The sequence below is a fragment of the Psychrobacter pygoscelis genome (genome assembly GCF_004335015.1).
Lineage (GTDB): Bacteria > Pseudomonadota > Gammaproteobacteria > Pseudomonadales > Moraxellaceae > Psychrobacter > Psychrobacter pygoscelis.
The window spans coordinates 161,194-174,764 of record NZ_RQRU01000005.1 but is presented as its reverse complement, the minus strand read 5'-3'; the positions used below and the strand labels follow the sequence as shown (position 1 = coordinate 174,764).

Annotated in this window: 12 protein-coding genes and 1 pseudogene; 6 read left to right on the top strand and 7 right to left on the bottom strand. The window is 43.0% G+C overall.

Going from position 1 to position 13,571, the window contains the following annotated elements; genetic code table 11:
* Positions 1–51: 51 nt before the first annotated feature.
* Positions 52–198 (bottom strand): annotated as a pseudogene (locus EGV92_RS11520) (IS1595 family transposase); the annotation flags it as partial.
* Between the two features lie 381 nt (positions 199–579).
* Between EGV92_RS11520 and EGV92_RS11515 the strand changes: the two are divergent.
* From EGV92_RS11515 to EGV92_RS11490, 6 genes are all read left to right on the top strand, one after another.
* Positions 580–1,476, top strand: a complete 897-nt coding sequence (locus tag EGV92_RS11515; RefSeq protein WP_131669427.1) for an anti-sigma factor — start codon at positions 580–582, stop codon at positions 1,474–1,476.
* A gap of 522 nt (positions 1,477–1,998) precedes the next feature.
* On the top strand, positions 1,999–2,991 hold the full coding sequence (locus EGV92_RS11510) for a DUF1852 domain-containing protein (protein ID WP_131669426.1): 993 nt from the start codon (positions 1,999–2,001) through the stop codon (positions 2,989–2,991).
* 53 nt (positions 2,992–3,044) lie between these two features.
* On the top strand, positions 3,045–4,100 hold the full coding sequence (locus tag EGV92_RS11505) for a methionine synthase (protein ID WP_131669425.1): 1,056 nt from the start codon (positions 3,045–3,047) through the stop codon (positions 4,098–4,100).
* 170 nt (positions 4,101–4,270) lie between these two features.
* Complete coding sequence (locus EGV92_RS11500) at positions 4,271–4,771, top strand: flavin reductase (protein WP_131669424.1); 501 nt, start codon at positions 4,271–4,273, stop codon at positions 4,769–4,771.
* A 64-nt stretch (positions 4,772–4,835) separates the two neighbouring features.
* Positions 4,836–5,651: a sulfite exporter TauE/SafE family protein gene (locus EGV92_RS11495; RefSeq protein WP_131669423.1), complete on the top strand. Its 816-nt coding sequence runs from the start codon at positions 4,836–4,838 to the stop codon at positions 5,649–5,651.
* Between the two features lie 176 nt (positions 5,652–5,827).
* Positions 5,828–6,139: a hypothetical protein gene (locus EGV92_RS11490; RefSeq protein ID WP_131669422.1), complete on the top strand. Its 312-nt coding sequence runs from the start codon at positions 5,828–5,830 to the stop codon at positions 6,137–6,139.
* A gap of 174 nt (positions 6,140–6,313) precedes the next feature.
* Here the strand turns inward: EGV92_RS11490 and EGV92_RS11485 are convergent, their stop codons facing one another.
* The 6 genes from EGV92_RS11485 to thiL form a co-directional block, all read right to left on the bottom strand.
* Positions 6,314–6,790 carry a hypothetical protein gene (locus EGV92_RS11485; RefSeq protein ID WP_131669421.1) on the bottom strand — a complete coding sequence of 159 codons (477 nt, stop codon included), beginning with the start codon at positions 6,788–6,790 and terminating at the stop codon, positions 6,314–6,316.
* A 382-nt stretch (positions 6,791–7,172) separates the two neighbouring features.
* Positions 7,173–7,931, bottom strand: a complete 759-nt coding sequence (gene truC / locus EGV92_RS11480) for a tRNA pseudouridine(65) synthase TruC (protein WP_131669420.1) — start codon at positions 7,929–7,931, stop codon at positions 7,173–7,175.
* A 238-nt stretch (positions 7,932–8,169) separates the two neighbouring features.
* Positions 8,170–10,017 (bottom strand): glutamine--fructose-6-phosphate transaminase (isomerizing), encoded by a 1,848-nt coding sequence (gene glmS, locus EGV92_RS11475; protein WP_131669419.1) that lies wholly within the window; start codon positions 10,015–10,017, stop codon positions 8,170–8,172.
* Positions 10,018–10,071: 54 nt separating this feature from the next.
* Entirely contained in the window at positions 10,072–11,439 is a 1,368-nt protein-coding gene (gene glmU / locus EGV92_RS11470) for a bifunctional UDP-N-acetylglucosamine diphosphorylase/glucosamine-1-phosphate N-acetyltransferase GlmU (RefSeq protein ID WP_131669418.1), read from the bottom strand.
* Between the two features lie 361 nt (positions 11,440–11,800).
* Entirely contained in the window at positions 11,801–12,382 is a 582-nt protein-coding gene (locus EGV92_RS11465) for a phosphatidylglycerophosphatase A family protein (protein ID WP_423227914.1), read from the bottom strand.
* A gap of 130 nt (positions 12,383–12,512) precedes the next feature.
* On the bottom strand, positions 12,513–13,571 hold the full coding sequence (gene thiL, locus EGV92_RS11460) for a thiamine-phosphate kinase (RefSeq protein WP_131669416.1): 1,059 nt from the start codon (positions 13,569–13,571) through the stop codon (positions 12,513–12,515).

The following is a 13,571-nucleotide window of genomic DNA, read 5'->3' as shown; positions in this document are numbered from 1 at the left end:
ATATATTAGGTAAGGAGCTGTTGTAGATAACCAGTTCAAGCCCTGTTTAATCTATTGTTTTAATTGTAGTAGTTGCGACTATGGGTCACTGTGATTAAATCACCACTCACATGTTTTCAAATACAGGTGGAAATATGTTTTTGGAACGCCGTTAAACTTACGTAAATGACGCTTTGCTTGGTTCCAGAAGTTCTCAATTGTTCACGCCAACTGAATTGGCCGCTGTTCTTATTGTAGAATCCGCAATGAATAGTTCAATTAATCTGCTTTGTTTGTACCAACTTAATTTATTTTCCTCGCGTCGCTATCCTAAATAAATTTACTTATCTAGGACAGCTCCTAATTCTTAGATGCTTAAACAGTTAATTTATAGGTGAACAGTAGGTTATCAAGCTTATTTAAATCCGATTTAATTTCAGTGTCAGATTATTCCTGCACCTCTAAAGCCTAAAAAACAGCAAATAGACTGTGGTTACAATTAAAAAATAAAAATTTGTAAGAAAAACACGACTTGGTGCGACTAAGGTGTATGTACATAATTATGTACATATGACTCATAAACAAAATGGATAATAGATTATGATGAATCATAAAAGCGTGCTAGTTAAAGGATTAATGGTTGCCACCACTGCTATTGCCCTAATAGGTTGTGAAGATGAAAATAATAGTTATAACGATGTAGCCTCTGAACAAAAAAGCACTATTTCGTTTACCCCCGCTAATTTAGAACCATTGGGTGATGACTTTGATTATGAAGGTTGGTTAATTACCTCAAATGGTCCGATCGCGACAGGTAAGTTTGATATTGATGCTAATGATAAAGATGCCACTCAAACGTTTGAAGTACTCAAAGCAGATGCGGATGACGCCACTAAGTTTGTATTAACGATTGAGCCTGCCAATGAAGAAGGCGATGATATTAAAAAGCCAACAGATATACATATATTGGGCGGCGATATTGTCCAGAATACATCCATATTGAGCACCAGCCATGCTACTGCCTTAGGCACTGATTTTAGTCAAGCAACGGCGAGGTATATTCTAGCGACGCCGACTAATAAAAATGCGACACCGACTCAAGGAATTTGGTATATAGATAAAAGTTCTAGTATACCTAAAGCAGGCCTAAACTTACCTGAGCTACCAGATGGTTGGGTATATGAGGGTTGGATAGTAGATAACGGACCTATAAGCACAGGTACTTTTACAAAGAGTGACGAAGCAGATAGCAATGGTGCAGGCCCAGCTAAAGGTATGCAAGATGCTCCTGCATTTCCTGGTGAAGACTATGTGAATCCTGCAAAAGACTTAGTGGGTAAAATCGCTGTTATATCAGTAGAGCCTAACCCTGATAATAGTGAGGCTCCTTTTAGCATCAAACCATTGGTTGGCACCATTACTAACGAGCAGGGTATGATGATGCTTGATAACAAAGCAGCGGATTCATTACCATCTGCAACTATCAGCATTAAATAAATAGCACTAGACAAAATAAACTAGACTAAATAATAAAAATGCTTTCAACTGAAAGCGTTTTTTTATTTTATTACTGAGGTTAAAGTACGCGCGTAAGTATTGGCTACCATACCAGTAAAACCTTGTCGATTGGTCGCTCTATCAAGTTTTCCTTTACCGATTTCTCAGCTTGGCTCATCTATTATCGACGCCATAGCCAGTTCATCATAAAACGACACAGCGGTGCTGAGATGAATGTCTTGCAGCCTTTATCGGCATGCCCGCAGCAAGCCAGGAAAATTTATACTGGTGCCGCATCATAAGACAACAACGCTATTTTATTTAGACTCGACTATAAATAAAACGGGCAAAGCCTCTGCTTTCTAGCTTTGTACAATCGCATGAATTTAACAACATGAATGATATTCATCTTAAATTTAGATAGCATCGTTTTTATTCATGTAGCGAATTAGGTATGATGCACCACTATAGAAATTTGGTTTTATCTCCAATAATGAGATTAGATTAGGGTAGCAAATCACCATGAGTAAAGCGTTTACATATTCAATTAAGAACATTCGTTTTGATGAAGATTATCATCCTGCAGACAGCACACGTCTGACAACCAACTTTGCGAACTTGGCTCGAGGGGAGCAGCGTCAAGAGAACTTACGCAAAGCATTGACCATGATGAATAACCGTTTTAACGCTTTGGCGCACTGGGACAACCCGACAGCCGATCGTTATTCTATCGAAGTTGACATCGTTTCTGCGAATTTAGATATTGAGGGCAATGGCGACACTTTCCCTGTCATCGAGATGCTAAAGACCACGATTGTGGATCACAAGGATAACAAACGCATTGACGGTATGATCGGTAATAGTTTTTCTTCTTATGTACGCGATTATGACTTTAGCGTCGTATTGTTAGAGCATTTTGATAAAAATCCACAAACGCCGCCACCAGAAAATTTCGGTGACCTGCATGGTAAGTTGTTTAAACATTTATTGAATTCAGAGGCCTATCAAGCCAAGTTTGATAAACAACCAGTAATTTGTCTGAGTGTCTCAACCAGCAAAACGTATCACCGTACGACGAATTGTCATCCTGTATTAGGCGTAGAGTACAGACAAGATGAGTATTCGTTAACCGACGAGTATTTCCACAAGATGGGTTTGACGGTTCGCTACTTCATGCCTACCGGTAGTGTTGCACCGCTAGCGTTTTATTTTGCGGGTGACTTGCTAAGTGATTACACCGATCTTGAGCTGATCAGTGCTATTAGTACTATGGAGACTTTCCAAAAAATCTACCGACCTGAGCTTTACAATGCCAACTCAGCCGCCGCTCAAGTCTATCAGCCTAGCTTGAAGTATCAAGATTACTCACTGACGCAAGTGGAGTATGACCGTGAAGAGCGTAGCCAGATGGCAGTGAAGCAAGGTAAATTTACTGAAGAGCAGTTTATCAAGCCTAATCAAGCCATTCTTCAAGAGTGGGCAGCAAGCTACTCTGGTAATATAGATGCCGCTTAATTAAGCGCTATCTAGCCTAATTATAAAAGCTCAAAAATAGAAGATGAGACAACATGACCACAGTATCAGCGAAATCAATACCATTAAACTTGTTACCGACATCAACAGCGGGAAGCTTGCCAAAGCCTTCTTGGTTAGCAGAACCTGAGAGGATTTGGTCTCCTTGGGCCTTAGAAGGTGAGCAGCTGCTAGAAGCCAAACAAGATGCCCTGCGGGTCTCATTACAAGAGCAACTGCAGGCAGGGATTGATATTGTTAGTGATGGCGAGCAGACTCGTCAGCATTTTGTGACCACGTTTATTGAGCATCTTGATGGCGTAGATTTTGAGAACCGCAAGACCGTTAAAATTCGCAATCGTTATGAGGCCAGCGTGCCATCTGTCGTTGGCGCAGTAAGCCGGCAAAAGCCTGTCTTTGTTGATGATGCGAAGTTTTTACGTGAGCAAACCAAGCAGCCCATTAAATGGGCGCTGCCTGGCCCGATGACCATGATCGATACGCTGTATGACGGTCACTATAAAAGCCGTGAAAAACTGGCGTGGGAATTTGCCAAAATTCTTAATGAAGAAGCCAAAGAGTTAGAAGCGGTGGGTGTGGACATCATTCAATTTGATGAGCCAGCGTTCAATGTATTCTTTGATGACGTGAATGACTGGGGTGTTGCCACATTAGAGCGGGCAATCGAAGGGCTAAAGTGTGAAACGGCTGTGCATATCTGCTACGGCTATGGCATCAAAGCCAACAACGATTGGAAAAAGACACTGGGTTCAGAGTGGCGTCAATATGAGCAAGCGTTCCCTAAGCTACAACAGTCGAAGATTGATATTGTCTCGCTTGAGTGTCAGAACTCTCATGTGCCTATGGATTTGATTGAACTGATTCGCGGTAAAAAAGTGATGATTGGTGCCATTGATGTGGCAACCAACCATATTGAAACCGCAGATGAAGTAGCCAATACGCTACGTAAAGCCCTGCAATTTGTCGATGCGGACAAGCTGTATCCTTCGACCAACTGCGGTATGGCCCCTTTGTCTCGTGAGGTTGCTCGCGGTAAGCTTGCGGCATTAAGCGCAGGCGCTGCAATCATTCGCAATGAGCTGACGGCTTAGACGTTACTGCTTAAGCTAACACAAAATTTGGTCTTTGTGGGCTATGGTTTTTGTTCAGTGAGTTGAGACTTTCAACCTACTGCAAAAACCTAGCCTTCAGTCGTTTGTTTAAGCTTATGCGTACTTTGCTTATCAATACACTTATCGATCTCAAATTTAGGATTTAAACGATGATTGAAGCAACTGATTTTAGAAATGCCATGTCTTCGTTAACGACAGCAGTCAATGTTATTACCACTCAAGGCCCCTCTGGCTGTCATGGGTTTACGGCATCGGCAGTGTGTAGTGTCACAGACACGCCGCCAACGCTACTGGTATGTATGAATCAGGCGTCTCGCTCACACGCTCACTTTATTGAAAATAAAATTTTAAGTGTCAATGTGTTAGGCGCGCAGCATGAGCCGATATCCAATACATTTGCTTCTAAGCTGTGCTCAGAAGAGCGCTTTAAACAGGGGGCCTGGACTAAGCTGGTCACAGGTGCTCCTATTTTAGAGGATGCCTTGGTCAGCTTCGACTGTGAGATTGAGCAGATTCAGCGCGTTGGTACGCATAGCGTATTTATCTGCCGAGTTGTCGCCATTAAGCAAAGCGAGCATGAGGAGAGTTTGGTTTATTTTAAACGCGGCTACCATCAAATTGGTCGAGCCGGCCAAGTCGAGTTTGCTTAAATCAATGCTCTTGTTAATAGTAATGAGCCCTTCAACTACCATCGAACTGTGAAGAAAATATCCTGTGGAATTAATTATTTTTTTAATAATAGGGGCGCTAGCAGGATTTGCTGCAGGGCTTTTTGGTGTCGGCGGTGGAACAATTATTGTGCCGCTTTTATATCTTGTTTTTACCCAGATGGGTTACAGTGCTGACGATATCATGCATCTGGCGTTAGGTACGTCACTTGCGACTATTGTGGTGACCTCTATTAGCTCCCTAATGGCCCACAATAAAAAGGGCGCTGTCATGTGGCCGGTATTCAAAAATTTAGCACCGGGAATGGCGATTGGCTGCTTTTTAGGCGCTGGAATTGCAGGATGGCTCTCTGGGGTTCATCTACAAATCATCGTCGGCATCTTTTTGCTTTGGGTCGCCTTTAAAATGTTTAGGGGTGGCAAAAAGCCGACAGCTGTTAATACCAGTAATACCAGTCAAGCCTTGCCTTCAACGCCTAAGCAATTAGCGGCAGGAGCTGGTATAGGTATCGCTTCAGCCATTTTCGGTATCGGCGGTGGTAGCTTAACCGTGCCTTATCTCAGCCGTTATGGCGTGGTCATGCAAAAAGCGGTGGGCACGTCAGCAGCGTGTGGCCTGCCCATTGCTATTGCCGGTGCTTTAGGCTTTATGATTTTTGGAATGAAGGCACAAGTCAATGTGCCTAATACCATTGGTTTTGTGCATATTTATGCCTTTTTAGGTATTGGTATTATGAGCTTTTTCACGGCTAAGCTTGGTGCAAAAGTCGCTCATATGCTGTCACCACAATTATTAAAAAAATGCTTTTCGGTATTACTATTTGTTGTGGGCGTTTACTTCCTCTATAAAGGGCTTGCTTGAACATCAAGCAGTTTTAACGAATAATTGATAATATTAAATAGCACATAAAGACCCCCACTATGGTTTGATCGTAGCGGGGGTTTTTATTGGGACTAATGATAAGATGCGCTCTGATAGTTTATTTTAGTTGTTGTATGTGGCAGTCTGTTTTAAGTGGTTTATTAATTGGTTAAGAGGTGGGTTTTGTTGGTTCCTTTGGGGTATACGGTATCCCACTTGGTGAAACTGAGGATGGAATCATCCCTTATGAAAGTTGCGCAGAATGCTTTGCAGACGTAGCGGAACCCGATGACAACAAGCGTTTGGCTTTCTATCCCGATAGCCGCTTATTCATTAGCCGCAATTGTGAAGGTGAGAAAGTCAACGAAACCACCGGTAAACAACTTATCACCTATTATGTCAACATTCAGGATGAAAAGACCAAGACATTCAAACTAAAAAAGGTTCAGCAATCTAAACTTGTTAAAGTGGACTACAGTCAGTTTTAAACTAACTCTTTTTCTATATTTACCTCTTAAAGCCAATTTTTTAGCCTAAACTTGGCTCATACCACCTCTACCTTTTTTTTGATGTCTTAGCTTGAGCTATCTTGACGAGAGAAATTAAACCATATCTGTCTTACTAGCGTCTAAAAGACCGAGTATACCTGTAAAAAACTATTATCATCTTACTGGCATTTTTGAGATTGCCATTTCAATAACGCTACATGAGTAGTCAGGGTCTTCTAGGGTTGATGCTTTCATTTCATCATAGGCATAGTAAATTACCACTAAATGATTGACGTTGAACAGACTTCTTTTACTCTTATTAAGTGTGTAAATACTTTCATCATGCAACTTACCAGTGTCATCTACAAATTCAAAAGAATTATCTTGCGCCAAGTTTTCCATTCCAGCTACATATGTTCTCGTAATTACACCACATTTGATTTCACTAGGAATTACTTTAGCATGAATATTTTCCCACCATTCTTGAGTGCCAAACAATCCTTTATTCCCTCTTAGACCCATAAAAGGTCGACTTTCATCTAAAGTGAGTTTATGTGTGTCTCGTGTCTGATCTGGATCGTTCGTCAGGTCCTTTGAAAACTCATAGACTAGTTCTAACTCGATTGGATAACTCGATAAGTCTATATACATACTGACTCCTGTTTTTCATAGCTCTAAAACTAATTAGCACCATACATGTACTCAGTTTGAGAATCACTTATCCGAGATAATATGACAATTTATATATGCTTTATATTTTTTATAGTTCGACGCCTGTATAGCGCATTGATCACAGATAGAATGTGTATGCTGAGTACACCATGAAGTACACTGCGACCAATTCAAAAATTTGAAACCGTTGATACTATTGGCCTACAGATTAGCTTTTAAGTCCTCACTATAGACTTATACATTCAACTGTAGCGCCGCTATTATCGGTCTGCATTATTTTAAAACCTGTGTACTGCTTAAATGCCAGTATTTCAACTACTATGATATGAACTTCTAAGATGAATCCTAAACTTTACGCAGCTTAAACTTCAGCACTCTCTACCCAATCAAACTCTTCCAAGATTCGCAGCCATTGCTCATCTAACCCTGCTTTTAGCATCAAAGGCTCACCGGTAACCGGATGGCTAAGCGCCAAAGTCTGAGCATGCAGTAGCATACGCGCGCAACCATACTGAGACCGAAAAAATCTATTGTGTCGTCCGTCGCCGTGGCTGGTATCACCGACTATGGGATGGAATAAATGCTTCATGTGCCTACGCAGCTGATGCTTGCGACCAGTTTTGGGGGTTAAGCGCACCAGACTATAGCGGCTAGTGTCATGTTTTTTTGATACCGCAAATGGCAGCTCAATTTGTGCCAAACTCTGCCAATGGGTGACCGCCTCCTGAGCGGGTTTGTCCAAGCTAGCTAACTTATCAGCAATGGCGTCGGGCTTAAAGCTCAACGCATAATCAACGCTGCCTTGCTCTGACATATAGCCGCGCACTACGGCCAAATATTGCTTGGTCACTTTGTGATCTGTAAAAGCCTCATTAAGACTGCGCGCCACGCTTGGACTCTTGGCAAATAACAACACGCCTGACGTGGGCTTGTCTAACCGATGTACTGGGAATACATGGCAACCTACCGCATCACGGGTAAGCTGCATCGCAAAGCGCGTCTCGCCTTTATCCAGCCAACTGCGATGCACCAATAGACCCGCTTCTTTATTTATAGCCACCAGAAACTCATCTTCATAGATGATTTCTATTGGGTTCGCGGTGTCGTTTTCGATATCCATGTTTTCAGTGCCCATTCTTTAGATATGAGTAGTTTAGATACAAGTACTTTAGGTGACGCAATTATAGAGTTACTGTCTTTGATGTCTATCCTTTTTATCGTAACTGTAGAGGCATGATAGATTTGGATAATATTTCAGAGCACATAAAAACCCCGCTATGGTTTGTACCATAGTGGGGTTTTAAGTTAGAACGGATAATAATTGTTAAATAAGTTTTAAGATTTTGATATATATAAAATTATTCAACCGTAACTGATTTTGCGAGGTTACGTGGCTGATCCACATCCGTACCACGCATCACCGCCACATGATAAGACAGAAGCTGCACTGGTACGCTGTAGACGATAGGCGCTAGAAGCTCATAAACATCAGGAACGTGGATGACGTGCTGACGCTCATCGCTTTCAATCTGCGTAGTCTCACCAGCGAAGACGAATAGCTCACCATGACGTGCGTGTACCTCTTGCATATTGGCCTTGAGTTTATCAAGCATACTGTCTTTGGGCGCCAATACCACAATCGGCATATCTTTATCAACGAGGGCTAGTGGGCCGTGTTTTAGCTCGCCGGCAGCATAACCTTCTGCATGAATGTAGGAGATTTCTTTGAGTTTCAGTGCGCCTTCTAAGGCAATAGGGAACTGGATGCCACGACCTAAAAACAAAGTACTCTTTTTATCTTCAAATTTATCACTCATCTCAGCGATAGATTGATCTAACTTGAGACAACTGTATAACTGACCAGACAAATTATTGAGCTCAGTGACCATTTTACTGAAGGTATCGTCACTGATTCTTGATTGAACACGACCAATCTTAAGCACCAGCAGCATTAACGCTGCAAGCTGAGTGGTGAAGGCTTTAGTAGAGGCCACGCCAATCTCGACGCCGGCTAAGGTCGGTAAAAAGATATCGGTCTCACGCACCAAGGATGAGGTAGGGACATTACAAAGTGCCAGACTCAAAAAGCCATTGATGTCTTTTGCATCACTACGACGCTGAATATCTCGAAGTGCAGATAGCGTGTCTGCCGTTTCGCCTGATTGAGAGATACAGATCATCAGGGTATGGTCAACGACGACGGGATCGCGGTAGCGAAACTCACTGGCTATCTCAACCGAGCAGGGTAGGCGGGTTAAACTCTCGAACCAATATTTAGCGACTATGCCCGCGTGGTAGCTGGTGCCACAGGCTAATATTTGAACGTGGCGAACTTCATTTAGCCTATCCTCATGGCGTGATAAAAACTCAGGCTTAAACCCTTTAAGATCAACGCCCATCTCGACTGTTCGAGCAACTGCATCAGGCTGCTCATAAATCTCTTTGAGCATATAATGCTTAAACTCGCCTTTATCTGCATTATGCTGCTTGGCATCTAGCTCTTTGATAGGCCGAGATACCGGTTGACCATCAGCAAATACGCTAATACTGTCTCGAGTTATGAGGGCAATGTCGCCTTCTTCGAGATACATAAAGCGATTGGTCACGGGTAAGAGTGCCAACTGGTCAGAAGCAATAAAATTCTCACCGATACCCACGCCAATCACTAAGGGCGAGCCGAGACGAACTGTAATAAGGACGTTAGGGTTATCGACATGCACTATGCCCAGAGCAAAAGCACCGTGCAGTCGCGGCGTGACCTGTTCGACTGCTTTTAACAAGTCATTTGTTTGCGAATAGGCATCAGCGATTAGATGCGCCACAACCTCAGTATCCGTCTGTGAAGAAAAGCTATAACCCTTTTCGATCATCTCTTCTTTTAATGGCGCATAGTTTTCCACGATACCATTGTGCACGACGGCAACCTTACCCGACACATGCGGATGGGCATTGCACTGTGCCGGCTCGCCATGAGTGGCCCAGCGGGTATGGGCGATACCGATACGACCATCGAAGAACGAAGGGTTTTTATTAACAGCGTTAACCAATTCTTGCACCTTACCCACTTGCCGCTCACGATGCAGCTCACCGTCTTGGATAATCGTTAAGCCAGCGGAGTCATAGCCTCGATATTCCAGACGCTTTAACCCTTCTAGGAGGATGTTAGAGATATTACGTTCAGCGACAGCGCCAACGATTCCACACATGACAGTTCCTTAAATTTATCGCGAATTTTATTAATCCGAGCCGTTACTCGCGGCTTATTTGTTTTTAGTTGGGCGCTTATAGTTGTCTTTTTGCACCTGCTTGCCTCGGGCGACGCCTAGAGCATGATCGTCGACATCTTTGGTAATCACTGAGCCTGCGCCGACAGTGGCTGTCTTACCGATAGTGACGGGTGCTACTAGGCTGGAATTAGAGCCAATAAAGGCTTCATCGCCAATAGTGGTTTGTGATTTATTGACCCCATCATAATTACAAGTAATAGTACCCGCGCCAATATTTACCTGTTTTCCGACTTGCGCGTCGCCGATGTAACTCAGATGGTTAACTTTACTGCCTTCGCCTATTTGCGATTTTTTGGTTTCAACAAAATTACCTATCTTGCTGTTATTAGCCAATTCCGTTTTAGGACGTAGATGCGCAAATGGCCCTACGGTGACTTGATTGCCAAGCTTAGCCTCATCAAGGACGCAGTAAGGCTTGAGGTGGGTATTATCGCCAATGACGCTGTCTTTAATGATACAGCCTGATTCAATAGTGACGTTATTGCCAATCTGGCAATGACCTTGGAATACCACATTTGTATCGACGAAGACATCTTGACCGGCTTCGACTTGACCGCGAATATCCACGCGTGCTGGATCGGCAAATTGCACGCCTTGGACTTGTAAGTCTTCTACCAGCTTGGCTTGCCAGCGCCGCTCCAAATTGGCCAATTGTTGGCGGTTATTAACGCCTTCAATCTCAAATTCGTCTTCAGGTTCAATAGCTGCGATTTTTATACCATCTGCTACCGCCATTTTGACGATATCCGTAAGATAATACTCGCCTTGCGCGTTATCATTAGACAATTTAGGGAGGTATTTATGCAGTAGGGCATTGTCAACACAGTAGATACCGCTATTAATCTCATTAATCGCTTGCTCAGCCTCGTTGGCATCTTTTTGCTCGACAATTGCGACGATATTGTTAGCATCATCACGCTTGATTCGGCCAAGACCAAAGGGGTTGTCTACTGTTAGTGTCAACATCGACATGCCAGATGTATTGGCAGTTACCAGTTGCGTAAGTGTTGTTTCGCTAACAAGTGGCACATCGCCGTATAGAATTAAGCTTTCACCGTCTTGTGGCAGCTCGTCTAAGGTAACTTTGACCGCATGGCCTGTGCCCAACTGCTCAGTTTGCTCAACCCATGTCAAAGCGTAATCTGTCATGGCTGCTTGAACCTGATTGCCACCAAAGCCGTAGACGACAATAGTCTTGTCAGTCTCTAACTGGGCGCAAGTATCAAGGACGTGTGTTAATAATGGCTTTGCGGCTAAGGTTTGTAGGACTTTAGGTTTGCTCGACTTCATGCGAGTGCCTTTACCTGCTGCCAAAATAATCACAGAGAGAGAATGAGTCATAAGCGTATTTCTTGTGGAGTTATTGGAGGTTTTTTTTGAAAGTAAACAGTCAATAGAACAAATTACCAAAATAGTGAACCTGTCACTATTTCTTATCTTTTAGGATGGGATCTATTTTAGGTAATAATTAATTTTAGGCAATAATTAACAGGGGTAGCACTTACAATCACACTACAATCTAGACTATAGTATATTTATAAATGTTTTAAAACCAAATAATAGTTTGGTTTCAAGAGCTAATTATTGATATCTTTAAGTAAGTATATGATTTAATTATTAAACCCACATCTTGCTTGCTAACATCTTATGCAATAAAGCCATGCAGAGTGCAATAAAATCAAGAATAGGCAAACTAAAATTATCAAAATCTTAGTAACAATAGGCCATAGCTTAGCAATAACATAAGGATCACCGACATAATACCGGCCAAGATATCGTCAAGCATAATACCAAGGCCTCCCGATACCCTTTTATCCGCCCAATTAATAGGGAAGGGTTTAAGAATGTCAAAGAATCTAAATAGGATAAAAGCCACAACAATAATAATCCAGTCGACTTTTAGCCCATCAATTCTAGCAAGTTGATCAAAACCAATATAGGAAAAGGGTAGCAATGTAATCCACATTCCTGCCCATTCGTCCCAGACGATATGTGGGTCATCATGAACGCCCATTAAATCGGAAGTACGACCACAAATCCAAATACCTATGATGCTAGCGATAATAGTAATGATTAAAAATGGCACGAAACCGAGCATCATTAAGGGTATAGCGGCAATCAGGCCGCCTACTGTGCCCCAAGTCCCCGGAGCGCGTTTGGGCAGTCCGCTACCAAGGCCGATACCTAACCAATACACCACTTTATCAGCCAAACTTGCATTATGCGGTAATGGCGGGCAGGTGTTAGCTTTACTGATATCGGGCTTAGCAGTATGACTGGTCAAATGGTCGCTCATGGTTTATCGTAGCTTTTAGAAAAAGAAGAGTGGTTAACACTAATTAATAGCACAGATGATTGGTAGTGATAGAAAGTTAAAATTTAGCTTAACTAAAATGTTACTTAAATAAAATTGCCTAATTAAAATGCTGAAAGCCTTGTAGATGAGGCATCTTACTAAAAGGATAAGGGGTAGCATCCGTGACAGCGCTGTCTTGATAAGTTAGCTCAATTACTGGGAGGTCTTTAGCGCTGCAACTGTCAATAACTTCACCAATACAAGTGATCTTAGTATTAGCAGTATCAGCGTTACCATAACTGTCAGGTGGCGATATGCCAGCTGGCAAGGTAAAGGCTAGCTCATAATCATCACCGCCGGTAAGCTGGCAATGCAGCCGCTCTGTCAACGCTACTTGCTGTAGCGGCGTGCTAGTGGGCAGTGTGTCAATGTTCAAGCGAATGCGGACACCACTTTGCTGACAGATATGCCCTAAGTCTTGTACTAGGCCATCTGAGACGTCAATCATCGCTGTAGCCCCGCCCTGCTGTGCTAATGCTTGGCCTAATTTCACGCGCGGCATTGGCATATGCAGTCGATGGCTAAGTTGCCGACCGATTTCATCATCAGGGTGATGCAGAGCATAGCAAGCATCGCCTACTGTACCCGAGACATAGACTTTATCACCAACCTTCGCGCCGTTACGATAAATTGGTGACTGGGAGTTATGCTTTTTATTGGCTATAAACCCTTGGGCGGTAATACTAATCACTAACTTGTCGTTGCGCGTAGTATCACCGCCGATAAGCTGAACACCAAACTGACTACAGGCATGGAACAGACCCTTAGCAAACTCACTAAGCCAAGTCTCAGTTGCCAATCGCTCAGGTAATGCTAGCGCCAACAAAATATGGTGCGGCGTCGCCCCCATTGCGGCTAAATCTGATACATTGACTGCAACTGACTTAAAACCGATGGCAAAGGCCAGCGCCTCAACTTGTGACCAGTCCTCGCTAAAGTGACGGCCTTGAACTAAGGTATCGACACAGCTGACTAGCTGGCTACCTGCGTTGATAGCAATTACTGCCGCATCATCCCCCAAGCCCTTGACCACAGCCACGCTATCGACAGCGTTAGCTTGGTCAAGAGCGGCTTTTTGCTGGTCAAAGTAGCGATAAATCAGCTCAAATTCAGTCAT

Coding starts and splice junctions, on each gene's coding strand:
- EGV92_RS11515 (WP_131669427.1), top strand. CDS start 580: ATGATGAATCATAAAAGCGTGCTAGTTAAAGGATTAATGGTTGCCACC.
- EGV92_RS11510 (WP_131669426.1), top strand. CDS start 1,999: ATGAGTAAAGCGTTTACATATTCAATTAAGAACATTCGTTTTGATGAA.
- EGV92_RS11505 (WP_131669425.1), top strand. CDS start 3,045: ATGACCACAGTATCAGCGAAATCAATACCATTAAACTTGTTACCGACA.
- EGV92_RS11500 (WP_131669424.1), top strand. CDS start 4,271: ATGATTGAAGCAACTGATTTTAGAAATGCCATGTCTTCGTTAACGACA.
- EGV92_RS11485 (WP_131669421.1), bottom strand. CDS start 6,790: ATGTATATAGACTTATCGAGTTATCCAATCGAGTTAGAACTAGTCTAT.
- truC (WP_131669420.1), bottom strand. CDS start 7,931: ATGGATATCGAAAACGACACCGCGAACCCAATAGAAATCATCTATGAA.
- glmS (WP_131669419.1), bottom strand. CDS start 10,017: ATGTGTGGAATCGTTGGCGCTGTCGCTGAACGTAATATCTCTAACATC.
- glmU (WP_131669418.1), bottom strand. CDS start 11,439: ATGACTCATTCTCTCTCTGTGATTATTTTGGCAGCAGGTAAAGGCACT.
- thiL (WP_131669416.1), bottom strand. CDS start 13,571: ATGACTGAATTTGAGCTGATTTATCGCTACTTTGACCAGCAAAAAGCC.